This window comes from Lascolabacillus sp. (assembly GCF_028696275.1).
GTDB classification, from domain to species: Bacteria; Bacteroidota; Bacteroidia; order Bacteroidales; family Dysgonomonadaceae; genus Proteiniphilum; species Proteiniphilum massiliensis.
The window spans coordinates 29,904-53,459 of record NZ_JAQVHI010000014.1; the positions used below are offsets into that span (position 1 = coordinate 29,904).

23 protein-coding genes and 1 riboswitch are annotated in these 23,556 nt (G+C 34.1%); of the genes, 10 read left to right on the top strand and 13 right to left on the bottom strand.

The window, feature by feature from the left end; translation table 11 throughout:
* The first annotated feature begins 96 nt into the window (after positions 1–96).
* The 7 genes from gyrA (at position 97) to PHO43_RS05390 (ending at position 9,221) form a co-directional block, all read left to right on the top strand.
* The gene (gene gyrA, locus PHO43_RS05360; RefSeq protein WP_502867178.1) at positions 97–2,700 is read left to right on the top strand and encodes a DNA gyrase subunit A; all 2,604 of its coding nucleotides are present in this window, start codon (positions 97–99) and stop codon (positions 2,698–2,700) included.
* Positions 2,701–2,817: 117 nt separating this feature from the next.
* A complete protein-coding gene (locus PHO43_RS05365) occupies positions 2,818–4,092 on the top strand; it encodes a tetratricopeptide repeat protein (RefSeq protein ID WP_082057432.1) in 1,275 nt (424 codons plus the stop codon).
* 238 nt (positions 4,093–4,330) lie between these two features.
* Positions 4,331–5,506 (top strand): AIR synthase related protein, encoded by a 1,176-nt coding sequence (locus PHO43_RS05370; protein ID WP_045089550.1) that lies wholly within the window; start codon positions 4,331–4,333, stop codon positions 5,504–5,506.
* Position 5,507: 1 nt separating this feature from the next.
* Positions 5,508–6,593, top strand: a complete 1,086-nt coding sequence (gene prfA / locus PHO43_RS05375) for a peptide chain release factor 1 (protein WP_053826316.1) — start codon at positions 5,508–5,510, stop codon at positions 6,591–6,593.
* 54 nt (positions 6,594–6,647) lie between these two features.
* Positions 6,648–7,472, top strand: coding sequence for an orotidine-5'-phosphate decarboxylase (gene pyrF / locus PHO43_RS05380; RefSeq protein WP_045089548.1), 825 nt, complete (start codon positions 6,648–6,650; stop codon positions 7,470–7,472).
* Between the two features lie 86 nt (positions 7,473–7,558).
* Positions 7,559–7,996: a DUF4395 domain-containing protein gene (locus PHO43_RS05385; RefSeq protein ID WP_288011549.1), complete on the top strand. Its 438-nt coding sequence runs from the start codon at positions 7,559–7,561 to the stop codon at positions 7,994–7,996.
* Positions 7,997–8,003: 7 nt separating this feature from the next.
* The gene (locus PHO43_RS05390) at positions 8,004–9,221 is read left to right on the top strand and encodes an HD domain-containing protein (protein WP_053826318.1); all 1,218 of its coding nucleotides are present in this window, start codon (positions 8,004–8,006) and stop codon (positions 9,219–9,221) included.
* A gap of 31 nt (positions 9,222–9,252) precedes the next feature.
* Here PHO43_RS05390 and PHO43_RS05395 read toward each other — a convergent pair whose 3' ends face one another.
* Positions 9,253–9,738: a YbaN family protein gene (locus PHO43_RS05395; RefSeq protein ID WP_052673140.1), complete on the bottom strand. Its 486-nt coding sequence runs from the start codon at positions 9,736–9,738 to the stop codon at positions 9,253–9,255.
* 149 nt (positions 9,739–9,887) lie between these two features.
* Between PHO43_RS05395 and PHO43_RS05400 the strand changes: the two genes are divergently transcribed.
* Positions 9,888–10,382 (top strand): low molecular weight protein-tyrosine-phosphatase, encoded by a 495-nt coding sequence (locus PHO43_RS05400; RefSeq protein WP_053826406.1) that lies wholly within the window; start codon positions 9,888–9,890, stop codon positions 10,380–10,382.
* An 89-nt stretch (positions 10,383–10,471) separates the two neighbouring features.
* Here PHO43_RS05400 and PHO43_RS05405 read toward each other — a convergent pair whose 3' ends face one another.
* The 12 genes from PHO43_RS05405 to PHO43_RS05460 all read right to left on the bottom strand — a co-directional run bounded on the left by PHO43_RS05405 (position 10,472) and on the right by PHO43_RS05460 (position 21,639).
* Positions 10,472–10,879, bottom strand: coding sequence for a DUF4332 domain-containing protein (locus tag PHO43_RS05405; protein ID WP_288011553.1), 408 nt, complete (start codon positions 10,877–10,879; stop codon positions 10,472–10,474).
* A 125-nt stretch (positions 10,880–11,004) separates the two neighbouring features.
* The gene (locus PHO43_RS05410) at positions 11,005–11,940 is read right to left on the bottom strand and encodes a ribose-phosphate pyrophosphokinase (RefSeq protein WP_045089543.1); all 936 of its coding nucleotides are present in this window, start codon (positions 11,938–11,940) and stop codon (positions 11,005–11,007) included.
* 113 nt (positions 11,941–12,053) lie between these two features.
* Positions 12,054–13,754: an alpha-amylase family protein gene (locus PHO43_RS05415; RefSeq protein WP_502867179.1), complete on the bottom strand. Its 1,701-nt coding sequence runs from the start codon at positions 13,752–13,754 to the stop codon at positions 12,054–12,056.
* Positions 13,750–14,619 carry a patatin-like phospholipase family protein gene (locus tag PHO43_RS05420; RefSeq protein ID WP_053826320.1) on the bottom strand — a complete coding sequence of 290 codons (870 nt, stop codon included), beginning with the start codon at positions 14,617–14,619 and terminating at the stop codon, positions 13,750–13,752. The genes PHO43_RS05415 and PHO43_RS05420 overlap by 5 nt, the downstream gene beginning before the upstream one ends.
* Positions 14,620–14,743: 124 nt before the next feature.
* Positions 14,744–15,244, bottom strand: coding sequence for a 2-amino-4-hydroxy-6-hydroxymethyldihydropteridine diphosphokinase (gene folK / locus PHO43_RS05425; RefSeq protein ID WP_288011557.1), 501 nt, complete (start codon positions 15,242–15,244; stop codon positions 14,744–14,746).
* A gap of 8 nt (positions 15,245–15,252) precedes the next feature.
* On the bottom strand, positions 15,253–16,305 hold the full coding sequence (gene queA / locus PHO43_RS05430; protein WP_045089539.1) for a tRNA preQ1(34) S-adenosylmethionine ribosyltransferase-isomerase QueA: 1,053 nt from the start codon (positions 16,303–16,305) through the stop codon (positions 15,253–15,255).
* 24 nt (positions 16,306–16,329) lie between these two features.
* Positions 16,330–17,022 (bottom strand): tRNA pseudouridine(55) synthase TruB, encoded by a 693-nt coding sequence (gene truB, locus PHO43_RS05435; RefSeq protein WP_045089538.1) that lies wholly within the window; start codon positions 17,020–17,022, stop codon positions 16,330–16,332.
* A gap of 11 nt (positions 17,023–17,033) precedes the next feature.
* The gene (locus PHO43_RS05440) at positions 17,034–17,834 is read right to left on the bottom strand and encodes an undecaprenyl-diphosphate phosphatase (protein WP_288011559.1); all 801 of its coding nucleotides are present in this window, start codon (positions 17,832–17,834) and stop codon (positions 17,034–17,036) included.
* Between the two features lie 31 nt (positions 17,835–17,865).
* Positions 17,866–18,123: a DUF3098 domain-containing protein gene (locus PHO43_RS05445; protein WP_053826322.1), complete on the bottom strand. Its 258-nt coding sequence runs from the start codon at positions 18,121–18,123 to the stop codon at positions 17,866–17,868.
* 16 nt (positions 18,124–18,139) lie between these two features.
* Complete coding sequence (locus PHO43_RS05450; RefSeq protein ID WP_045089535.1) at positions 18,140–19,018, bottom strand: cell division protein FtsX; 879 nt, start codon at positions 19,016–19,018, stop codon at positions 18,140–18,142.
* A 115-nt stretch (positions 19,019–19,133) separates the two neighbouring features.
* On the bottom strand, positions 19,134–20,150 hold the full coding sequence (locus PHO43_RS05455) for a TerC family protein (protein ID WP_045089534.1): 1,017 nt from the start codon (positions 20,148–20,150) through the stop codon (positions 19,134–19,136).
* A 61-nt stretch (positions 20,151–20,211) separates the two neighbouring features.
* Positions 20,212–21,639 carry a CCA tRNA nucleotidyltransferase gene (locus tag PHO43_RS05460; protein WP_288009009.1) on the bottom strand — a complete coding sequence of 476 codons (1,428 nt, stop codon included), beginning with the start codon at positions 21,637–21,639 and terminating at the stop codon, positions 20,212–20,214.
* A 116-nt stretch (positions 21,640–21,755) separates the two neighbouring features.
* On the opposite strand from PHO43_RS05460, the gene PHO43_RS05465 reads away from it, so the two are divergent.
* Together PHO43_RS05465 and PHO43_RS05470 are read left to right on the top strand one after the other, a co-directional pair.
* Entirely contained in the window at positions 21,756–22,577 is an 822-nt protein-coding gene (locus PHO43_RS05465) for an outer membrane protein assembly factor BamD (protein ID WP_045089532.1), read from the top strand.
* Between the two features lie 38 nt (positions 22,578–22,615).
* Positions 22,616–22,825: riboswitch (cobalamin riboswitch) on the top strand.
* A 99-nt stretch (positions 22,826–22,924) separates the two neighbouring features.
* Positions 22,925–23,556 (top strand): TonB-dependent receptor (locus PHO43_RS05470; protein WP_288011561.1); only part of this gene is annotated, 632 nt, incomplete at its 3' end.

Here is a 23,556-nt window from a genome sequence, read left to right on the forward strand (position 1 = left end):
AGTCTGGTTAAAAAAAAGGTATCTGAAATTAGTTATTCAGATGAAATATAACTACATAAAGTTTTTTTCTAGAACGAAAAATCACATTCAAATATGATTGATCAGGAAGATAGAATCATCAAGATTAATATCGAAGATGAAATGAAATCATCGTACATCGATTACTCGATGTCAGTGATTGTGTCTCGTGCATTGCCGGATGTAAGAGATGGTTTTAAACCGGTACACAGACGAATACTATTTGGAATGTCAGGACTTGGAAATACTCCTGATAAGCCGCATAAAAAATCAGCAAGAATTGTGGGTGAAGTATTGGGTAAATATCACCCTCATGGTGACTCATCTGTATATTTCGCTATGGTGCGTCTGGCCCAGGAGTGGAATATGCGTTATACACTGATAGACGGACAGGGTAACATGGGTAGTGTTGACGGAGATAGTCCTGCTGCTATGCGATATACTGAAGCAAGATTAAATAGGCTTGCTGAAGAGATGTTGCGTGATATTGACAAAGATACAGTTGATTTTCAGCTCAACTTTGATGATACTTTGTCAGAACCCACAGTATTACCATCCAGAATACCTAATTTGCTGATCAACGGATCTTCAGGTATTGCTGTTGGTATGGCTACTAATATGGCCCCTCACAACCTTACAGAGTGTATTAACGGTATTATTGCATATATAGACAACAGAGATATAGACATAAAGGGTTTGATGAAATATATCAAAGCCCCTGATTTCCCTACCGGTGCCTATATTTATGGGTATAAGGGTGTTGAAGATGCATTTGAGACTGGTAGAGGACGTGTTGTCATGCGCGGTAAAGCAGATATTGAATCTGGTAAGACACATGATAAAATAGTTATTACAGAAATTCCATATCTGGTAAACAAAGCAGCACTAATTAAGAATATAGCTGACCTTGTTGCAGATAAAAAGATTGAAGGAATTTCTAATGTTAATGACGAGTCTGACAGGCGTGGAATGCGAATTGTTGTTGACATCAAACGTGATGGTAATGCAAATGTAGTATTAAACAAACTATATAAGTTTACTGCTCTTGAATCTTCATTTAGTGTAAATAATATTGCTCTGGTAAATGGCAAACCTGAACTGTTGAATCTTAAGCAGTTGATCTCATATTTTGTTGATCATCGTCATGATGTTGTCACACGTCGCACTCAATTTGAATTACGTAAAGCAGAAGAGAGAGCTCATATATTAGAAGGATTAATTATTGCTTCAGATAATATTGATGAAGTAATATCAATTATTCGTAGTTCTTCTAGTCCTCAAACAGCAATTCAAAGTTTGATGGAGAGGTTTGAACTTTCTGAAATTCAAGCTCGTGCAATTGTTGAAATGAGGTTAAGACAGTTGACTGGCTTAGAACAGGATAAACTACGTTCTGAATATGAAGAGATACAAAAACTGATAGCCCGTTTAAATGAAATCCTTAATAATGAGGATGTTCTGATGCAGGTTATTAAAGATGAACTGATTGAAATCCGTGAGAAATATGGCGATGAGCGTCGTTCTGAAATAATTTTCTCTGCAGAGGAGATGAGCATGGAGGATTTTTATTCTGATGATGAAATGATCATTACTATTTCACACCTGGGATATATTAAACGTACACCACTTGCTGAATTTCATACTCAAAACCGAGGAGGAGTAGGGGCTAAAGGCACAGATACCCGAGAAGAGGACTTTGTTGAATATATTTACCCGGCTACAATGCATAATTATATGCTTCTGTTTACCAAAAAGGGTAAATGTTATTGGTTACATGTATACGAAATTCCTGAAGGAACTAAAAATTCTAAAGGTCGTGCAATTCAGAATCTTCTTAATATTGACCCTGATGACTCTGTAACAGCTTTTGTGAGAGTAGATAATCTTACTGATGAAGAATATATCAATTCGAACTATTTGATATTCTGTACAGAACAAGGTATTATTAAGAAAACTCAGCTTGAAGCTTATTCGAGACCGCGTCAGAATGGAGTTAATGCAATTACCATTAAAGAAGGAGACCAAGTAATTTCGGTAAGATTAACTAATGGTAATCAGCATATTATACTTGCAAATAGAAATGGTCGTGCTATCCGTTTTGATGAGAATGATGTTAGACCAATGGGAAGAACTGCTACCGGTGTTAAAGGTATGACTCTTGACGACGATGGTGAGGATATTGTAATTGGAATGATTTGCATGAGTCCTCAATCAGAAAATTCTATACTGGTTGTTTCTGAACAGGGTTATGGTAAAAGGACTAAGCTAAATGATGAAGACGGAGAACCGATATATCGAATAACCCGTAGGGGAGGTAAAGGTGTTAAAACATTGAATATTACTGAAAAGACGGGAAAACTTGTTGCAATCAAAAGTGTTACAGAAGACAACGATTTAATGATTATTAACAAGTCGGGTATAACAATACGTATGAATATTTCCGATATTCGCATCATGGGACGCGCTACTCAGGGTGTTCGTCTGATAAATTTGGAGAAAAGAAACGATCAGATAGCATCAGTATGTAAGGTGGACTCAGAAGATACCGATGATGAAATAGTGGAACTCGATAAAAAGGAAGAAATAGAAACATTTGATGTTCAGTATCAGGACGTAGATGTGGAAGTGGATGATGACCAGGAACCTTTAGATGATCAGGATCTTGATAATGACCTTGAATAATGAGTTTTTTAATCAGTAAAATGATTCAAATTAAACTTTTTGATTTTTATCAGTCAAATTCAACAAGTAAACAAATAAGAAAATAATTTTATTTCAAACACAAAAAATATGAATGTAATGAGAAAAATCCTATTCCTTACAATTATTACCTTTATTTCTGCGGGCTCATTACTCGCACAAAAATCTGCACTTAGAGATTCAAAGAGATCATTAGGTCGCGACGATTTTAACGAAGCAAGAACTCTAATTCAACAGGCTGCACAGAATCCTGAAACAGCTAATGATCCTGAAACCTGGAAAATCATGGGGGATATAGGTAATAAAGTATTTGACAACGAAAGAACTAAAGCAATGCTTGGTCAGGATGCAAATGATAAAGTGATGTATGATGGACTTATGGAGTCATATGCTCCTTATCTGAAAGCAGATTCATTAGCTCAGCTTCCTGATGAAAAAGGAAGAGTAAGAAACAGAGTAAGAGGAGATATAGCATCTATTTTGCAGGCTAATCATCCTTTTTATATTAATGGTGGAGTCTACTATAACGATCAAGGTAATTATTCTAAGGCAGCTGATTTCTTTGAAGTATACTGGAATATCCCAACATTACCATTGTTTGAAAAGCCAGAATCAACTTTCTCATTGGACAGCACATATCAAACCATTAAATATTATGCTATCATCACAGCTATTCAGGCTGAACAGCATGAAAGAGCGTTAGCAATGCTTAAACGTGCTACTTCAGAGCCATTCATTGAAAATAGTTCATACCAGGAAAGTGATTTATATGAACTTATGGCAAGTGAGTATATTAATCTGGGTGATTCTGCTAAATATTTAGAAACACTTTATGCAGGTGCAGAAAAATTTCCAAAAAGTAAATATTTTATTCCTAACTTGGTAAATGTGTTCATTCGCGATGGACAAACAGACAAGGCTATAGAATACCTTGAACAAGCTATAGCAAATGACCCTTCTAATGCATGTGATTTAAATAGCGTGAAGGGTGCATTATTAGCAGAAAGAGGTGATTATGAAGGTGCTGAAGCTGAATACAATAAAGCGCTATCACAGGATCCGAACTGCGAAAGAGCTCTTGAAGCTTTAGCTGTAAACTATATTCTGCAAGCACAAAACATAAAGGAAGCTTCAATTCAAATTACTGACAGACAGCAGCAAGTTGCTAATGATGAAAAAGCTGTTAAATTATATCAAGCATCATTAGTTCCACTAGAAAAATATGCAGAATTGCTTAAATCAAGAAATGCTAACGAATCTGAAAAGCAATCTGCATTACTGAAACTTAGAAATGTTTACTACAATCTAAGTAATATGGGAATTGATAAATCGAAAGAGATGGAAGCAGTTGAAAAAGAACTTAATCTCAACTAATTCATTTTTTCTCATGAAATAATAGAGTGGCATCGTTTAAAAGCGGTGCCACTTTTCTTTATAATTGGATTTTGAATTAAAACCTTCTATTAAACATAATAGGTATTATATTAATTTACTATACAATATTTATCCAAGTAAAAATTAGTATCTGGAATTACTTCAACAATTAATTGAATGTTCGTCTCATACATTTTTAGTACTTTTGTATTTCAAAATTTAGAGAATAAAAAAACCAATGGCAAATAATCAACGATATAACCGACGCGGTGTTTCAGCATCGAAGGAAGATGTGCATAATGCTATTAAGAATATTGACAAGGGATTATATCCTAAAGCATTCTGTAAAATTATTCCTGATTATCTCGCGAATGATCCTGAATATTGCAATATAATGCATGCTGACGGTGCAGGGACAAAATCTTCACTCGCTTACCTTTACTGGCGTGAAACTGGTGATATGTCTGTATGGAAAGGTATTGCTCAGGATGCTTTAATAATGAACGTTGATGATCTTTTATGTGTTGGTGCCACAGATAACATACTGGTATCATCAACAATTGGAAGAAATAAAAATTTGATTCCCGGAGAGGTTATCTCAGCCATTATAAACGGAACAAATGAGCTTTGTGAAGAGTTGTCGGAATTAGGAGTAAGACTGTATCCAACTGGTGGTGAAACAGCAGATGTTGGAGATATTGTTCGTACAATTATTGTTGACAGTACCGTTACATGCAGAATGAAGCGCTCAAATGTGATTGATAATGCAAATATTCAATCAGGTGATGTTATTGTAGGATTATCATCAACCGGACAGTCTACGTATGAAAAAGAATATAATGGAGGTATGGGCAGTAACGGATTAACATCTGCCCGTCACGATGTGTTTGCCAACTATCTTGCTACTAAGTATCCGGAGAGTTATGACAATTCTATACCTGAAGATCTGGTCTATTCAGGTAAAATGAATTTAACAGATAAAATTGAGAGTCTTGGTTTAGATGCAGGTAAACTGGTTTTATCCCCTACTCGTACCTACTCCCCTATTATATCACTCATATTGAATGAGTTAAGAGGTTGCATACATGGTATGATCCACTGTTCAGGTGGAGCACAAACTAAAATTATGCATTTCCTAGGTGAAGGACTCAAAGTGGTAAAAAACAATATGTTCCCTACTCCACTGCTTTTTAATTTAATTCAGGAGCAATCTAAGACTGAGTGGGAAGAGATGTATAAAGTATTTAATATGGGCCACAGAATGGAGATTTATTTACCTGAACAGTATGCTAAAGAGGTTATAGATATTTCTCATTCATTTAACATTGACGCTCAAATTGTAGGCTATGTTGCTGAGTCTGATACCAGAGAACTGATCATAGAAAGTGAACACGGTAAATTTATTTATTCATAACATGTCGGACAAATCATTACTAGATAAATTAGAACACTTAGTATCAAGATTCAAGGAAGTAGGTACTTTAATAACAGATCCGGAAGTTATTTCGGATATGGATCGATATGTAAAGCTTAATAAAGAATATAGTGATCTGCAAAAGATTGTTGATGTCAGAAATGAGTATAAGAATGCTTTAGACAGTATTGCTGAAGCTAAAAGTATACTAGAAAATGAGTCAGATTCAGATTTAAGACAACTTGCGAATGAGGAATTATTATTAAATAATGAGAAGCTGCCGAAACTTGAAGAACAGATAAAGATTCTGTTAATTCCGTCAGATCCTGAAGATTCCAAGAATGTTATAATGGAAATTCGTGCCGGTACAGGTGGTGATGAAGCCTCAATTTTTGCAGGTGACTTATATAAAATGTATACAAAATACTGTGAATCAAAAGGATGGAAAACCGAAGTAACAAGCTTTACAGAAGGAACCTCGGGTGGTTACAAGGAAATTATTTTCAAAGTTACAGGTGCAGATGTATATGGAACCTTAAAATATGAATCTGGAGTTCACAGAGTTCAGCGTGTACCGCAAACTGAAACCCAGGGAAGAGTTCACACTTCTGCTGCAACTGTTGCTGTACTACCTGAGGCAGAAGAGTTTGATATTGAACTGAACCCCGCAGATATCGATTTCCATACAGCCCGATCAAGTGGTGCCGGAGGTCAGAATGTAAATAAAGTGGAAACAAAAGTTCAGCTAACTCATAAGCCTTCCGGTATTGTTGTTGTATGTCAGCAGGCCCGTTCACAGCTCCAAAACAGAGAGTTAGCGATGCAAATGCTTCGTACTAAATTATATGATTTGGAACTTACTAAACGCCAGGGAGATATTGCATCTCGAAGAAAAACAATGGTATCAACAGGTGACCGATCGGCAAAAATACGTACCTATAATTATCCACAAGGCCGAATTACTGATCACCGTATTAACTATACCATATACAACCTATCAGCTTTCATGGATGGAGATATTCAGGATGTTATTGATAACCTGATGGTAAGTGAAAATGCCGAAAGAATGAAAGAGGCAGATCTATAATTTTAATCCACTATTTATACTATTATTAAGGGCTATCTACAAAAAAGAAATAAAATGACTAAACAAGATATTTTTAATCAGATAAAAAAGAAACAATCATTTCTGTGTGTTGGTCTGGATACCGACTTAACTAAAATACCACAATATCTGCTTGAAAATGAAGATCCAATATACACTTTCAACAGGGCAATAATTGATGCTACAGCTCCCTATTGCGTAGCTTTTAAACCTAACCTCGCATTTTATGAGAGCGAGGGTATTAATGGTTGGTTAGCATTCAGTAAAACAGTTGCATATATTCGTCAAAGATACCCTGAAATGTTCATAATAGCTGATGCTAAACGAGGAGATATAGGAAATACTAGTGAGATGTATGCGGCTACATTTTTTAATGAAATGGATCTGGATGCTGTAACAGTGGCTCCTTATATGGGTGAAGACAGTGTAAAACCATTCTTAGGTTATAGAGACAAATGGGTGATTTTATTGGCTCTTACAAGTAATCGTGGATCGCATGACTTCCAGTTTACAAAAGATGAAAATGGTGAACGACTTTTTGAGAAAGTACTAAAAGTTTCAAAAGAATGGGCAACAGAAGATCAAATGATGTATGTTGTTGGTGCAACCCAGGGTAAATTATTTGAAGATGTTAGAAAAATAGTTCCTGATCATTTTCTTTTAGTTCCGGGTGTTGGTGCTCAGGGAGGTTCGTTAGAGGAAGTTTGTCAATATGGGATGAATAAGAGCTGTGGCCTTTTGGTAAACTCTTCAAGAGGAATAATTTATGCAGATAATAGTGAAGATTTTGCTCTTTCTGCAGGTAAAGAAGCCAGAAAGATACAATTGGAGATGAAAGCTTTATTAGAAATATATCTTTAATAGATAATACTTTTTAATATTACGATACAACTTTTTTCTGTTATATTCAGTTATATAAATAGTATTTCAAATAAAAATTATTATTTATGAAAAAAAGTATATCAGAAAATCATGTAAATGAAAAGATAGTTCGTATCGTAGCCGGTCAGGTTGTTTTAATTACCATATTACTGTTGCTTACAGAGTGGAGAATACTTGCTTATTTTTTAATTATTGATTTTGCATTACGTGCATTTACAACAATACCTTCACTGTTAGCTTTAAATGCAAAAGGTATTTCAAGAACATTCAATTTAACACCCAAACCTATTTTTGCACCTCCTAAGAAGTTTGCAGCTGCAATTGGATTCTTATTTACTGTAACAATAGCAGTACTACTATATATGGGTTTAATAACAGGAGCATATGTTGTAGGGGGTATATTAATATTTTGTGCCGCACTTGAGGCTTTCTTAAATATCTGCATCGGTTGCTATGTATTTAATTGGTTAGTTGCACCATTTATAAAAACCAGAGGTGTATAAAAAAATAATGAAACGAAAAATTATAAATGATCCTGTATTTGGATTTATAAATATCCCCGATGATTTTATTTACAATATAATTCAGCATCCTTATCTACAAAGACTTAACCGAATAAAACAATTAGGACTTGCTGCATTTGTTTACCCGGGTGCTCAGCATACCAGGTTTCACCATTCAATAGGCGCAATGTTTTTAATGGATGAAGCCTTGAAAACACTTAAGGAAAAAGGACATGAAATAACAGCAGATGAGTGGGATAGCTCGTTAGCTGCAATATTAATGCATGATATTGGACACGGACCATTTTCTCATGTACTTGAACATGCCCTGGTTACAGATATTCATCATGAAACAATTTCTTACCTCATGATGGAGCAAATGAACAGAGAATTAGATGGTAAGCTAAAAACTGCCATAGATATCTTCACAGATAATTATCCGAAGAGATTTCTTCATCAGCTGGTAAGTGGTCAACTTGATGTTGACAGACTGGATTATCTGCGAAGAGATAGTTTTTTCACTGGTGTCGTAGAGGGTAATATTGGCTCAGCACGAATAATAAAGATGCTTGACATTAAAGACGATAAAATTGTAGTTGAATCCAAAGGAATTAACTCAATAGAAAATTTTCTAATGTCACGACGTCTGATGTACTGGCAGGTATATTTACATAAGACAGCTATGGCAGCTGAGAAAATGCTAATTAATACGCTAAAAAGAGCACAGGAACTTTCAATTGATGGTGAAAAACTTTTTGCCTCACCTGCACTTTCATATTTTCTGTCAAAAAAAACCTATTTAGAAGATTTTGAGAATAATGGAGAAGGATTACGTAGATTTATAGAGCTTGATGATAATGATATATGGTCAGCTTTGAAAGTATGGACCAATCACAAGGATACTGTTCTATCAATTCTAAGTAATGGAATGATCAATCGTAAGTTGTTTAAGATAGAGATAACAGAGAATGCAGTAGATGAAAATAGAATAGATTTGTTTTTGGATAAATTTGTAAAAAGATACTCTCTGTCTCCCCATGAAGCATCATACTTTATTAGTTCAGATATCATAACAACAGATATGTATAATGAGAAAGATGATAGTATTGATATACTATACAAAGATGGAACAATAAAGGATATATCAAAAGCTTCGGATATGTTGAATATAGAACTACTTTCAAAAAAAGTAGTAAAGCACTATTTTGCTTATTTAAGGGACTAAGTATAGATGCAGAATATATATGTATTAAACACTATTCTGATTGATCTTTTGGTTTATCCTGAGCTGTAGGTACAAAAAACCATACTACAACAGCACCTACCAGACCTAATGACAAAATGACCATTCTTAATGTAATATCTTTAATGACAATAAAAGATGAAAACATAACCATTGAGGTCATAAATATTATAATACCTATTTTACCTTTTCTGGTTACACCTTTCCTTTTGTGATAGTTCCTTATACGTGAACCTAATATCTTATTATTTAAAAGCCAGTTGTAAAGTCTGTCTGAACTCTTTGCATACAAATAAGCAGACAGTAAAGCAAAAGGAGTTGTTGGAAGTCCCGGAACAATTATGCCAATAATAGCAAGAGCAAGTGATAAGGTTCCTCCAATTATATAAAGGCTTCTAATAATGCGACTCTTTTTTATCTGTGATTCTAACTTTTTCTCAGAAATTGCAACACTTACTTCAATAGAGTTAGATTTATTTTCGATTTTATTTTTATTCATCTTGAAACTGTGAAGTTTATGATACAAAGATAGCTATTTATTCAATTCTTACAATTCTGATGTCAATAGCTTTAATTAAATTTGGGAGCTTCGTAGATAACTATTATCTTTGTATAATTGTTAAGGTTATAAAAACTCCATTAAAGCTTATGGATTCAACACTAAAAAATAAGAAAACCCGTTTACTTTTTGTTTGTCTCGGTAATATTTGTCGCTCACCAGCCGCTGAGGGTATTATGCAAACATTAGTAAATAAAAATGGACTTCATGACATCATAGAAGTTGATTCTGCAGGTACCTCCGGATGGCATGAGGGGGATTTGCCTGATGAGCGTATGCGTGCCCACGGGGAAAGAAGAGGATATGATATTAGTAGCCTTGCAAGGAAATTCAGAAAATCTGATTTCGATAACTTTGACTATATAATTGTAATGGACGATAATAACTACAACAATGTAAAGTCATTGGCAAGTAATAAACTGCAAGAAGATAAAATAAAGAAAATGACAGACTTTTTAATTCAATATAAAAATCACGATGAAATCCCAGATCCATACTATGGTGGAGCTACTGGATTCGAACTAGTGCTTGATTTATTGGAGGATGCATGTGAAGGTCTGATGCATAAAATAATTAATTCATAATAAATTTATCCATACTTTTATTTCGATAAGATATAACAAAAAAACGGTTGAATTAAAAAATTCAACCGTTTTTTGTTAACCTAAACTTTTTAGTAAGTTACTTTCGGATCAAGTTTACCTGCTGTGGTAATCATTTCTTCAATTTGACCTAAAGAAGGCAGACGTCCTACTAGTTTTTTTGCTTCATTCACTTCCTTAATTTTTGCATAAAGGTTCTCAGCATTGCGATTACGAAGTTCTTTAATTGTATCGACACCAGCTTCTTCAAGTAATTCTGAAAATTGAGGTCCGATACCATCAATTCTGAATAAGTCAGCATGGTTTGTCCACGTTAAAATATCTTTTTCATCAATTCCGGTTTCTTTAGCCAATGCAACTCTCCCTGATTTGCTAGCGCATTTTTCTAGTAAATCATCAACCGTAATTACACCTGCTGCTCTAAGTTTAGTACCATAAACAGTCCCTATACCTTCTATTTCTTCAATCTTATAAGCCATAGTATTCTTTTTTAATTGTAAGTATTTGGTTAAGTATTTAATATATTTTCAAATATAAATAAATTACTCTATAAAAAAAATTAAATAAGAATTTATTGCTTTAGATATAGAAAAAATACATGATTTTAAACTACGTAAAGTGAACTTATTGATTCATTGTTGCATACTCTCATAATAGCATCCGCAAACATATCAGCTACTGAAAGTATTTTTACTTTTTCAGATTTCTTAGAGTATGGAATGCTATCAGTAAAAATAATTTCTGTTAATGCTGAGCTATCTACCCTTGTTGATGCCGGGTCAGACATTACAGCATGACTTGCAATTGCTCTTACAGAATTTGCTCCTTGTTCCATTATCAGGTCAGATGCTTTAGTGATTGTGCCGGCTGTATCAACAATATCATCAATCAATAGCACATCCATACCTTCTACATCACCAATAATCTGCATATCAGAAATTTCATTTGCTTTCTTACGCAGTTTGTAGCAAATCACCATTGGACATCCCAGGAATTTGGAGTAAGCACTAGCACGTTTTGTTCCTCCCACATCTGGTGTAGCGATTACCATATTGCTCAAATCCAATTGTTTAATGTGTTCTAAAAATACAGCCGAAGCATAAAGATGATCGACAGGAACATTAAAAAATCCTTGAATCTGATCAGCATGCAAGTCCATGGTAATTAATCTATTGATTCCGGCAGCAGAAAGCATATCTGCAATAAGCTTTGCCCCGATGCTTACTCTTGGCTTATCTTTTCTGTCTTGTCTAGCCCATCCAAAATAAGGAATTACTGCAACAATTGATTTTGCAGATGCTCTTTTTGCTGCATCAATCATCAGTAATAATTCCATTAGATTGTCAGAGTTAGGAAATGTAGATTGGATTAGAAACACCTGTTTTCCTCTAATTGACTCTTCATATGAAACGGCAAATTCACCATCAGCGAAATGTTCAATAATCATATTTCCTAAGGGACAATTTAAACTATTACACACCTTTTCGGCAAAGTAACGTGACTTGTTACCCGAAAAAATTTTAAAAGGTCTATCCTGCATTCTTTGTAATTTTGTGAAAACCAACAAGTTGGGGTTTTATGTTAATATTATATCGATAAACGTGTCTAAAACATTTGCAAAAGTACAAAATATCGACTGCAATAAATAATTTTTTACATGAAAGATATCCTGTAAATCTCACCTGAGTGAGCAGCAATTTTCAGTATTGAAGATTTATCGTTTCTAAATGATATATCCTCGCTACTTTTATTTAATAAAGGGATCAATAAGCCTTCGCTTTTATTATTAAAATGCATAAATGAAAATGCATGCATTGGGATTTCAACTGTACACTTTTTTTCTGAACTATCGAAATTTGCTACTACTAAAAGAATATCTTTTTCATATCCTCTCAGAAATGCAAATAAACGAGTAGAGTCAAATTCATTATTCTCGTAATTAGCCGGCATTAAATCATAAAAAAGTCCTCCAGAGATTGCATCTTCATCATTACATAAATTAATCAAGTTCTTATAAAATGTGGCAAGATCTTTCTCTTCCTGAGTTAATAAGTTATCATTCCACAAACCGTTGTTGTTCCAGCGCCTCAAAGTGCTCAAAGACCAATAATCAAAAATGCTTGTTCTTCCATTTCTTCCACTAAACCCTTCTTCATCCATCCCCTTTTCACCTAATTCCTGACCTGCATAAACCATTACAGGGTTAGTATTTATGCATGAAGTTACAATCATAGCTGCTTTACCCTTTGTTCCATTTTTCAGAAAATAATCCGAAGCTATACGCTGCTCATCATGATTCTCCATAAAATTAAGCATATTCTTTTGAATATCACCAACATTATTTAATGTAAATGAGATATCTGACGAAGGTCTATAGCCACATGATACATCTCGAAGTACATCATATAGCCCTACTTTATCATATAAGAAATCGAAACAGTTTTTATCAATAAATACCCTGTACATCGAGGGATTATATATTTCTGCTATAAAAATTATACCTGGGTGCTTAGCTTTTATTTGGGGGATAGACCATCTCCAGAAAGCAACTGGTACCATTTCTGCCATATCACATCTGAAGCCGTCGACTCCTTTATCAGCCCAAAACATTAGTATATCTTTCATCTTATACCAGGTATCTGGAATTGGGTCAAACCACTCTTCATTATTATTTAAATAATCAACACCATAATTAAGCTTCACAGTATCAAACCAGTCATTTTGTGATGGTCTGTTTGTGAAACTATCATTTCCTGTTACTTTTGCTGGAAACTCAACATATTTATTTTCTTTTATATTACCATGACGATGCACTATCTCTAAATGCTGCCCCGGAAGATAATAAAAATTGTTTTGGGGAGAGAATGCCTTAGTTACGTCATCATTTTCCCCAAAATCTGATATATTTAAAGGTTTGCTAACCGACTTATAATTTCTGGCCACATGATTAGGTACATTGTCAATTATAACCTTCAGTCCAATCTCATGTGTTCGTTTAATTAACTGTTCGAATTCAGCCATTCTTTCTTGAACATTAACAGCTAAATCAGGGTCTACATCATAATAATCGCGAATTGCGTATGGAGAACCTGCTTTCCCTTTAATAATTTCAGGAAACTCCTTTGGTATACCATATACACTGTAATCAGTTGTTGAAGCGTGTGCAAGTATCCCTATATACCATACATGAGTATATCCGTTATCTTTAATTTTCTTTAGAATGTCTATCGTAATATTATTGAATTTACCACACCCATTTTCTTCAATAGTTCCATTAAAAACATTTGCAGAAGAGCTGTTACCAAACAGTCTTGGAAGCAACTGATATATGAAGTATTTTTTTTTCACGTCAATAATGTATTTTTTTTCTGATACTATCTATTTTAGCCTGTATTTGCTTTATTCTCTCATAATGTTTGTGGCATTTTTCAACAATATCCCATGATTCCATTTCACTCATTTTAATTGCTGCATGATGAAAGCCAATCTTAGAGATAGTATCCGTGTTATTTAAGTCGAACATGTGATACTTTTCAATACCTTTGACTTCAATCAATATATCACAATATGTTTTATCAAAGATAGTGTTAGAGTTTGCCATCAGGTTAAATGTTCTTTCCATTACAGTTCTTATATTATTTTTTTCAGGAGGAGGTATCATCAGTGATACATTCAAACCTATTACATATTTACACTTTTTCCTGATAACAGATACTGGAAAGTTTTTTAACAAACCACCGTCTACATATGGTTTCCCATGAATGTACTGTGGATTAAAAATTACTGGTACTGAGCATGATGCAACTACTGCATCAACCAAGTCATCACCATTTGAGAATGCTACAGTACATGCTCTGTTCCAATCTGTTGCTATAGCGTAGAATGGAATTTTCAGCTCCTCAAAACTCTTTGCTCTAAGATTCTTTTTTAGAAAACTATGCAACCCTGTACTTTTAAGTAGTCCTGCTTTTGGTATTGATAGCTCAATAAACTCCTTAAATTCTCTCTTCCTAAATAGCTCCTCAATTTCTTCAGGGTGATAACCGTCAGCGTAAAATACACCAGCAAGAGAGCCGGCACTTGTACCTGCTATTACATCAGGTTTAAGACCACACTTATCCAATACTTTAAGTGCTCCTAAATGTGCAAAACCTTTAGCACCACCTCCGCTTAGTGCATAGCCCAGATAATGGTCATAACTTTTTCCGAAGAGTGCCATATCAATTTTTTTTATTTATCCGATTCAATAATACAAATATGACATTTTTTTTATATATATCTCATTTATTACTTCTTGAATCTATATTCTTTTTAATTGCTTTGATTAATGTCTTTTTAAAGTTTTATATTTGAAACTTTCTATAAAACTCCTCTTTTAGCTCTCTGATTGTTTTTTTAAGAACCGGATGTAAAACATCACCTGCAATTTCACTTAAGGGAATTATGACAAAGCTACGCTCATGAAGTCTTGGATGAGGAATAATAAGATCTGGTCTATTTATAATCAAATCATTGATCAGCAATATATCAATATCGATGATTCTGTCAGAGTGAACACCATGAAGACTCTTGCCCACTCTACCCATCTCTTTCTCAATCCTTTGAGAAGTTGCGAATATAGAATCAACATCTAAATATGATGTCACTTCGCAGACAGAATTTACAAAATTATTCTCCGAAATAAAACCAACAGGTGAAGAATAAAAAAAAGCAGAAGAAGATTTTATATCTCCTATCTGCTCTTCTATTTTTTTGTATGCAAATTCAATGTTTCTTTCTTTGTTACCCAGATTTGATCCAAGAGAAAGAAAAACAGAGAAAATCCTATTTTCTTTATCCTCCATGAAAAGAGTTAGTCAATTATAAGCATTGCATCACCATATGCTCCAAAGCGATATTTTTCTTTTACAGCAATATCGTATACTTCCATTATCTTTTCATATCCACCGAATGCGCATGTCATCATCAATAATGTAGAATATGGCAAATGAAAATTAGTTATAAGACTCTTAGTAAGAGTAAAATCATATGGGGGGAAAATAAACTTATTAGTCCATCCCTCTCTTGGCTTCAGATGACCATCAGTACTAACGGTAGTTTCAATAGTTCGTAATACTGAAGTCCCAACAGCACAAATATTATGCCCTTCATCATAAGCTTTATTTACTCTTTCACACAGTTCTTCAGTAATTATGATCTGCTCCGACTCCATCTTATGTTTAGACAAGTCTTCTACATCAATCATACGGTAAGCGCCTAAGCCATTGTGAAGAGTAAGGAAACCATACTCTATATCTTTCAGCTGCATCCTTTTCATTAATTCACGACTAAAATGCAACCCGGCTGCCGGAGCAACAACTGCTCCTTCTTTTTCTGCGAATATATTCTGATATCTTTCAAAATCTTCAGGCTCAGCTCCACGTTCCATATATTCCGGTATTGGAGTCTCACCTATCTGAAACAACTGTTTCTTAAACTCATCATATGGTCCGTCATACAGAAAGCGTAATGTACGTCCCCTGGATGTTGTATTGTCAATAACTTCAGCAACTAACTCCTCATTATCACCAAAGTAAAGCTTATTCCCTATTCTTATTTTTCTGGCTGGATTAACAAGAACATCCCAAAGATGCTGTTCCGGGTTTAGCTCTCTCAGCAGGAAAACTTCAATCTTTGCACCGGTTTTCTCTTTATTACCAAATAGTTTAGCCGGAAATACTTTAGTGTTATTAAAAATGAAAAAATCTTTTGGATTGAAATAATCCAAAACATCTTTAAACACCTTATGTTCCAGTTCATTTGATTTTTTGTGAACAACAAGTAGCCGTGACTCATCGCGATGATGTGAAGGGTATTTCGCGATAAGTTCTTCCGGCAAATTAAATTTAAATTGCGAAAGTTTCATACGTTAAAAAAATTCCTGTATCAATTATATTATTATGTGATCTTCTATAAACCGATCAATCTCATCCATTTTCAAGCAATCAGCAAGAGTAATATCCCCTACTCTTGTACGAACCAAACCTGTTAAGTGTGCACCCGAACCCAAAGCTTCACCAATATCTCTGGCAAGCGCTCTGATATATGTACCTTTGCTACATACCACTCTAATTGTTATGTTCGGGATATTGCAAGAAATCAATTCAATACTATCTATAACCAATTTTTTTGGTTTTAGTTCAATATTTTCATTTTTTCGCGCATATTCATAAGCTCTTTTTCCATCTACCATTACAGCAGAATAAACAGGTGGCACCTGATCAATTTCTCCCACAAAAAGCTTTAATTTGTCCTCTATCAACTCTCTGGTTATGTGCTCTGTGGGGAATACCTCATTAATTTCTGTTTCTTTGTCAAATGATGGAGTTGTAGCACCCAGCATTATATCTGCAACATATTCTTTAGTCTGCAATTGAAGCTCTTCAATAGATTTTGTTTTTTTACCAGTACAAATTGTCATTACTCCAGTTGCCAAAGGATCTAAGGTACCCGCATGGCCCACTTTAAGCTTCTTGATTTTCAATCTTCGACAAAGTTTTGCTCTAACAACACTCACTACACGGAACGATGTCCAATGTAATGGTTTATCGATATGCAATATCTCTCCTTCGATAAAATCCATTTAAATTATATTTAAGCTAATAAAGTGAATAGTATTGTTGCTAAACCAACTATTGAACAATATATTGCAAAATAAATTAATTTACCTCTTCTAACAATGTTTATCATCCACTTACAGGCAATACATCCAGAAACAAAAGCGGCGATAAATCCTGAAATTAAAGCAACATTAGAGATAGTACCAGTGACATCAACTCCCTGACTAAACTTTAATATATCAAGCATAGCCTCTCCTAATATAGATGGAATAACCATTAAAAAAGAGAACTGTGCTAAATTGGCTTTTTTATTTCCCAATAATAGTCCTGTTGCTATAGTAGTGCCTGAACGAGATAAGCCCGGTATTACAGCTACTGCTTGAGACAAACCAATAATGAAAGCATCCTTATGATTTATATTTTCTTTCTGTCTTGGTTTATAGTAATGAGTCATTGTAAGTAATGCTGCAGTTATAAGTAACATAATACCTACAATCAGAACGCCTGAACTGAAGATTGACTCTACACTATCCTTGAAAAAGAACCCAATAATAGCTATTGGAATCATAGAAATTAGGATATTGATTGAGTACTTTGTTTCGGCATTCATTTCAAATTTAAACAAACCCTTAACAATCCATGCAATCTCTTTCCATAAGATAACTAAAGTACTCAGCACAGTTGCAACATGCACCATCACTGTAAACACTAAATTATCTTCTGGGTGAATCCCAAAAAGCGCTGATCCAATAGTAAGATGTCCACTACTGCTAACAGGAAGATATTCTGTCAGTCCTTGTAATATACCAAGTATAATAGCCTCAGGAACACTCATATTATATTTTTATTAAAAGTATTCCTTTTCACTATTTTTCTACTTTTACTTCTTTTATCTCTTTCTCTTTAGATGGGTATAATATACCAAAAACCATTAAAACAAACCCGATTAAACAAACTATAGGTGCAAGTTTTATACGTCTGGCACTGAATATATCCTGTTCAAATCCACTTTCAAATGTAGTTGAAGGTCCTGTCATTAATAAAAACCCCAAGATGATAATAATAACTGCAATACTACAAATTATCAAGTTTGTTTTGCTTAAAGCGATGTTTTTTTGAGACATATCTTAATATTAATTTTTATACATAGTAAAGTTGATCCGATTTCATTTTAACATACCTGTTAACTGCAAATGCTGTAGCAGCTGTTGAAATTGCTACCCCCAGTAAGATCACAATTGCAAAAATCATAATCATGTCTGTAGTAGAAATCAGCGGCTTAATTTCAACATATTCTCTGCTGAAATAAGTAAGCATCAGAAATATTATCCCATTTGCCAATATACCTGAAATCACACCAGTAAAAATATTGTTTCTAATAAAAGGTCTTCTTATAAAACCACCAGTAGCACCAACAAGCTTCATTGTGTTAATTATAAACCTTTTAGAATATATACTTAGTCTTATTGTATTTCTTATAAGAGTGAATGATATAAACATCAACACCACAGCAAGTATAAGCAAAACAGTCATTACCTTCGAAAGGTTATTATTTATCAGATCAATTGCTTCCTGCTGATATAGTAAATCTGTTACATTATTATCACTCCTGATTAGTTTACTTATTACCGCAATACTATCATTATTAGCATAATCGGAGTTTAAAAAAATCTCGATACAATCTTGAGCCGGATTAAAACCTAAAAGCTCTTCAGGATCTTCTCCCAAGTCTTTAATAAGCTGCTCCTTGGCTTCTATTTTGCTGATAAACCTTGAGGATTTCACAAATGGTCTGGAATCCAAATCCTTTCTGATATTTGCAATTTCAGTGTCAGATATATCGGGAGAAAGCATAACACTAAAACTCATATTCTCCTTGATATACTTCGACATACCGTTACCCATGAAGAGTATCAAAATTGTTAATCCTAACAACACCAAAACCAATGAGATGCTGATAGTAGATGTAATCTTTGCATTTAAAAACCTGGCGGTGGATACTTTTTTCTTTACGGACATACAGTTGAAGTGAACTAAGCCTATTTCCAAACAATCTGCAAAGTAATAAAATTTATTGCATAAAAACAGGCTAAATGTGAATAATTATAGGAAAAAAACTTAAATTCCCTCTTTCCTAAATCTCTTTTCTCTCTGATGTATTTATTATAGGCTCTGCAATCACCTTTTTCTCCATCTTTTTACTTCTTATTACAGATGCTATTATAGAAACAGTTATCAAAGCAATTATGATAAATAAAGAAGTTAAGGTTGGAATATAAAATTCACTGTTTTGCGTATGTGCAAAATGGTTAATCATCATTTTACTTCCAATAAAAACCAAGATTATGCTAAGTGCATATTTCAAATAATGGAAATAGTCCATTACTCCCCTGAGAGCAAAGTAAAGAGATCTTAGTCCCAGTATAGCAAATATATTAGATGTATACACTATAAACATATTAGTAGAAATGGCCAGCACTGCAGGAATTGAATCTACAGCAAAAACCAGGTCAGTAAGTTCAATTACTATTAATGACATAAAAAGAGGAGTTGCAAAGTGTCTGCCATTTATTTTTTTGAAAAACTTTCCATCCGACATATCATCTGTAGTTGGAAAATATTTTCTAATTAATCTGACAAAGAAATTCTGATTTAAATCTTTTGCTGATTCATTCTCCTCCTGTTTATTTTCCTTAAAATTATCGAGTACCATCTTAATCCCCGTAATTACAAGAAAACCTCCAAAAACATACATTATCCATGCAAATCTCTCAATCAGGGCAATACCAGCAAAAATAAAAATAGCTCTGAACACAAGAGCTCCAAGTATACCCCAGAAAAGAACATCATGTTGATACTTTGGATCTATTTTAAATGATGAGAATATAAGGATAAACACAAAAAGATTATCTACACTCAATGATTTCTCAATCACATATGCAGTCAGGAATTCAAAAGCGAGCTCTTTTCCCATTATAAAATAGACTATCACATTGAATATCAATGCTAAAGAAATCCAGAAAAGACTAAGCCAAAGAGCTTTTTTAACACTTACTATTTCTCCTTTCTTATGAAAAACAAACATATCAAGAATTAATAGTACTACAATTAGGATTAAGAATCCTATCCAAAAAACGGAACTAGTTTCCATTATAAAATATTAAGTTATTGAAATTAAAAACAGAAATCTAACACAGCCAAGAACGAAAAGTTCATCTTGTCTTTAGATTCATTTCCTTAGCTTTCTCAAGCATAAATTTATATGCGGCATCATGTTCGTTAGGAATAATACCATCAAGTATGGCCTCTTTAATAGCTGCTTTAAGTATTCCCACCTCTCTTCCCTGGGGAAGATCGAATATTTCCATAATTTCATTTCCATCAATCGGTGGTTGAAAATTCCGAACACGATCTTTCTCTTCTATTTCCTTAAGTTTTCTTCTTACAATAGCGAAGTTATTAATGAAACGTCTTACTTTTACAGGATTCTTAGAAGTTATATCTGCTTCACAGAGAGTCATCAGATCTTCAATATCATCACCTGCATCAAAAAGAAGCCTGCGAACTGCAGAATCGGTAACCTCCTCTTCCACCAGCTGCATTGGTCGCATATGTAGTGATACCATTTTTTGCACATACTTCATTTTTTCATTCTGAGGAAGTTTCATCCTTCGGAATATTTTAGGTATCATTTTCTCACCAATGTAGTTGTGATTATAGAATGTCCATCCCAATTTTGGGTCCCATCTTTTAGTAACAGGTTTTGCTATATCATGAAGAAGAGCTGACCATCTCAACCAGATATTATCAGTTTCTTTGGAGATATTATCCAATACAATAAGAGTATGATAAAAATTATCTTTATGCCCTACTCCATCTTTTGTTTCAGCCCCTTTCAAAGCAGTTAACTCAGGAAAGATTATTTCAAGAAGTCCGGTAATTTCCAACAATTTAAACCCTATGGATGGCTTAGGAGACATAATTATTTTGTTAAGCTCATCAGCTATACGCTCCCTCGAAACTATCTTAATTCGCTCCTTATTGCGTGCCAGAGCATCAAAAGTATCGGGATACAAGTCAAATCCAAGTTGAGAAGCAAAGCGTATCGCTCTCATCATTCTCAAAGGATCATCACTGAAAGTTATATCCGGATCCAGTGGAGTTCTAATAATTAAATCTTTAAGATCCTGCATCCCATTGAATGGATCAATCAGTTCACCATATCTCTCTTTATTGAGGCAAAATGCCATTGCATTAATGGTGAAATCTCTTCTTTTCTGATCATCTTCTAATGTACCATCCTCCACAACAGGTTTGCGAGAATCAAATCTATAAGATTCTTTTCTTGCACCTACAAACTCTATATCGTAATTTTTATATTTAATCTGTGCGGTACCAAAAGTTTTAAAAACATTGATTCGTGTGTTTCTACCCAATCTTTTTGCAACAGCTTCAGCAAGCTCTATACCCTTACCTACAGTCACAACATCTATATCATTTGAACGGCGGTAAAGAAAAAAGTCTCTAACATATCCTCCAATGAGATAACACTCTAAGTTCATTTCATCAGCGGTCTGTGATATTAACCTAAAAATATCTTTATTTAAATTCGATCGTATCTCTTCTTGAGATATATCCATAATTCACAAATTATTTTACTGTTACGAATTGCAAAATTACAATAATTGAGCCTTAAAACAGCTTTTTATGATAAATAAATTTCGTAAGTTTGTGTAATTGTATAATGTTATAAATAATGCGATACTCTGTTCAGACCATAATTTTAATGCTATTAGCCGTTATGTTACCTTCATGTTTTGGAAGTAACAGAAGTGCTAAAGATTATCTTTCAGAAGCTGAGACAGCATATAAAGAGGGTAATTATCAATTGGCTAAGTTGAAGATAGACAGCATAAAAATCCTATTTCCTAAATCTTTTGATGAGATAAATTCAGGGTTTTCTTTAATGCAGGAAGTACGTATGGCCGAGAATAAAAGGAATATTCAGTTTTGCGATTCTATGCTAAGCGAAAACTATAAGCAGTTAAACGAAATGCTGACCATGTTCGATTTTATACGTGACGATCGCTACCAGGAATTTGGAGAATATTATCCAAAGATTTATCCTCATAATGCTTCATTAAACCGAAATGGCCTTCGATCTGGTGTAAGTGAAAAGGGATTATTATTTATCGAAAGCATTCTTTCCGGAACTACTATTAAACATAATCAAATTAGAGCAATATCTATCGATAACACCTTTGCAGAAACAGGAGTTGTAACTTCCGATGGACTTAACTACCGTTTTAACACATTAGATAAATCATACGAAATAGTTAGATACAGTGGAAACGACGAGAATGGCCTGGCACAGTTTATATATACAAATCGGGATAAACCAATTACCGTTAACTTTATCGGAAATAGAACCATAACAACTACATTACCAAATGATGCCAAGCAAGGAATTTCACAATCTTTTGAATTATCAAATCTACTGTTAAGCATCGAGCAACTAAAACTTGAAAAAGAAAAAAGTGAGGTATTAATACGCTACCTGGAAAGCAAAAAAAAATAAAAATCGGCTTTTCTTGTAAACTGTCATAAAATTACTAACTTTGCCTCCGAATTATTGGTGTTACCTGTTTCAAAATGGCTTCGAAACCGGTAATGAAAAGGGAATCAGGTGTAAATCCTGAACAGACCCGCTGCTGTAAGCTCCGCTTACGTGCTGAACATATCACCTTTTGCCACTGAACATACTGTTCGGGAAGGCGTTCAGACACCGGAGTAAGTCAGAAGACCTGCCCATAATTTAAAAATAGTTACATGGCTTTCGGGGAATAAAGCATGAAAACGACACGAAAACTCTATTTATTACGTGATTCATTTTCATTATGCTTTACCGAAATTAATTCGGTATAGATGAAATTACTAAAACTGACATTTCAATTTGTATTTACAGCAATTGTGTCAATCAACAATTTATTTGCACAGAATATTGCTGACTCGCTCTATTTGCCTGAAATAGTAATTACAGAGAAAACTGCAGACAGAGAAATACGCTCAACTACTCCATTTCAGATACTATCCAATGATAGATTACAAGCTCTGAATGCTTTACAGCTTTCCGATGCAATAAAGCATTTTTCAGGTGTAACTGTGAAAGATTATGGTGGAATAGGGGGATTGAAGACTATCTCTGTCCGTGGACTCGGAGCAAGTCATACAGGCATAAGTTACAATGGATTGGAAGTAACAGATTTACAGTCAGGGCAAATAGATATTGGTCGTTTTTCACTAGATAATATAGAAAGTGTAACACTTAATAATGGTCAAAACGACAATATCTTCCTACCAGCTAAAGCTTTTGCATCAGCCTCGGGAATAAATATAAATAGTAAAACGCCGGAATTCAAAAACAAAGAAAAATTAAATGGTAGTCTTTCAGTAAAAGGTGGCTCCTTCGGTCTATTTAACCCGGCAATGAATAGCAGCATTAAATTTTCAGATAAAATTGCAGCTACCTTCAGCAGTGAATTAACATTGGCAAAAGG

Excerpts from the sequence above, each read along its gene's own strand:
- PHO43_RS05365 (WP_082057432.1), top strand. The coding sequence starts at position 2,818 with ATGAGAAAAATCCTATTCCTTACAATTATTACCTTTATTTCTGCGGGC.
- PHO43_RS05370 (WP_045089550.1), top strand. The coding sequence starts at position 4,331 with ATGGCAAATAATCAACGATATAACCGACGCGGTGTTTCAGCATCGAAG.
- prfA (WP_053826316.1), top strand. The coding sequence starts at position 5,508 with ATGTCGGACAAATCATTACTAGATAAATTAGAACACTTAGTATCAAGA.
- pyrF (WP_045089548.1), top strand. The coding sequence starts at position 6,648 with ATGACTAAACAAGATATTTTTAATCAGATAAAAAAGAAACAATCATTT.
- PHO43_RS05385 (WP_288011549.1), top strand. The coding sequence starts at position 7,559 with ATGAAAAAAAGTATATCAGAAAATCATGTAAATGAAAAGATAGTTCGT.
- PHO43_RS05390 (WP_053826318.1), top strand. The coding sequence starts at position 8,004 with ATGAAACGAAAAATTATAAATGATCCTGTATTTGGATTTATAAATATC.
- PHO43_RS05395 (WP_052673140.1), bottom strand. The coding sequence starts at position 9,738 with ATGAATAAAAATAAAATCGAAAATAAATCTAACTCTATTGAAGTAAGT.
- PHO43_RS05400 (WP_053826406.1), top strand. The coding sequence starts at position 9,888 with ATGGATTCAACACTAAAAAATAAGAAAACCCGTTTACTTTTTGTTTGT.
- PHO43_RS05405 (WP_288011553.1), bottom strand. The coding sequence starts at position 10,879 with ATGGCTTATAAGATTGAAGAAATAGAAGGTATAGGGACTGTTTATGGT.
- PHO43_RS05410 (WP_045089543.1), bottom strand. The coding sequence starts at position 11,940 with ATGCAGGATAGACCTTTTAAAATTTTTTCGGGTAACAAGTCACGTTAC.
- PHO43_RS05420 (WP_053826320.1), bottom strand. The coding sequence starts at position 14,619 with ATGGCACTCTTCGGAAAAAGTTATGACCATTATCTGGGCTATGCACTA.
- folK (WP_288011557.1), bottom strand. The coding sequence starts at position 15,244 with ATGGAGGATAAAGAAAATAGGATTTTCTCTGTTTTTCTTTCTCTTGGA.
- queA (WP_045089539.1), bottom strand. The coding sequence starts at position 16,305 with ATGAAACTTTCGCAATTTAAATTTAATTTGCCGGAAGAACTTATCGCG.
- truB (WP_045089538.1), bottom strand. The coding sequence starts at position 17,022 with ATGGATTTTATCGAAGGAGAGATATTGCATATCGATAAACCATTACAT.
- PHO43_RS05440 (WP_288011559.1), bottom strand. The coding sequence starts at position 17,834 with ATGAGTGTTCCTGAGGCTATTATACTTGGTATATTACAAGGACTGACA.
- PHO43_RS05445 (WP_053826322.1), bottom strand. The coding sequence starts at position 18,123 with ATGTCTCAAAAAAACATCGCTTTAAGCAAAACAAACTTGATAATTTGT.
- PHO43_RS05450 (WP_045089535.1), bottom strand. The coding sequence starts at position 19,018 with ATGTCCGTAAAGAAAAAAGTATCCACCGCCAGGTTTTTAAATGCAAAG.
- PHO43_RS05455 (WP_045089534.1), bottom strand. The coding sequence starts at position 20,150 with ATGGAAACTAGTTCCGTTTTTTGGATAGGATTCTTAATCCTAATTGTA.
- PHO43_RS05460 (WP_288009009.1), bottom strand. The coding sequence starts at position 21,639 with ATGGATATATCTCAAGAAGAGATACGATCGAATTTAAATAAAGATATT.
- PHO43_RS05465 (WP_045089532.1), top strand. The coding sequence starts at position 21,756 with ATGCGATACTCTGTTCAGACCATAATTTTAATGCTATTAGCCGTTATG.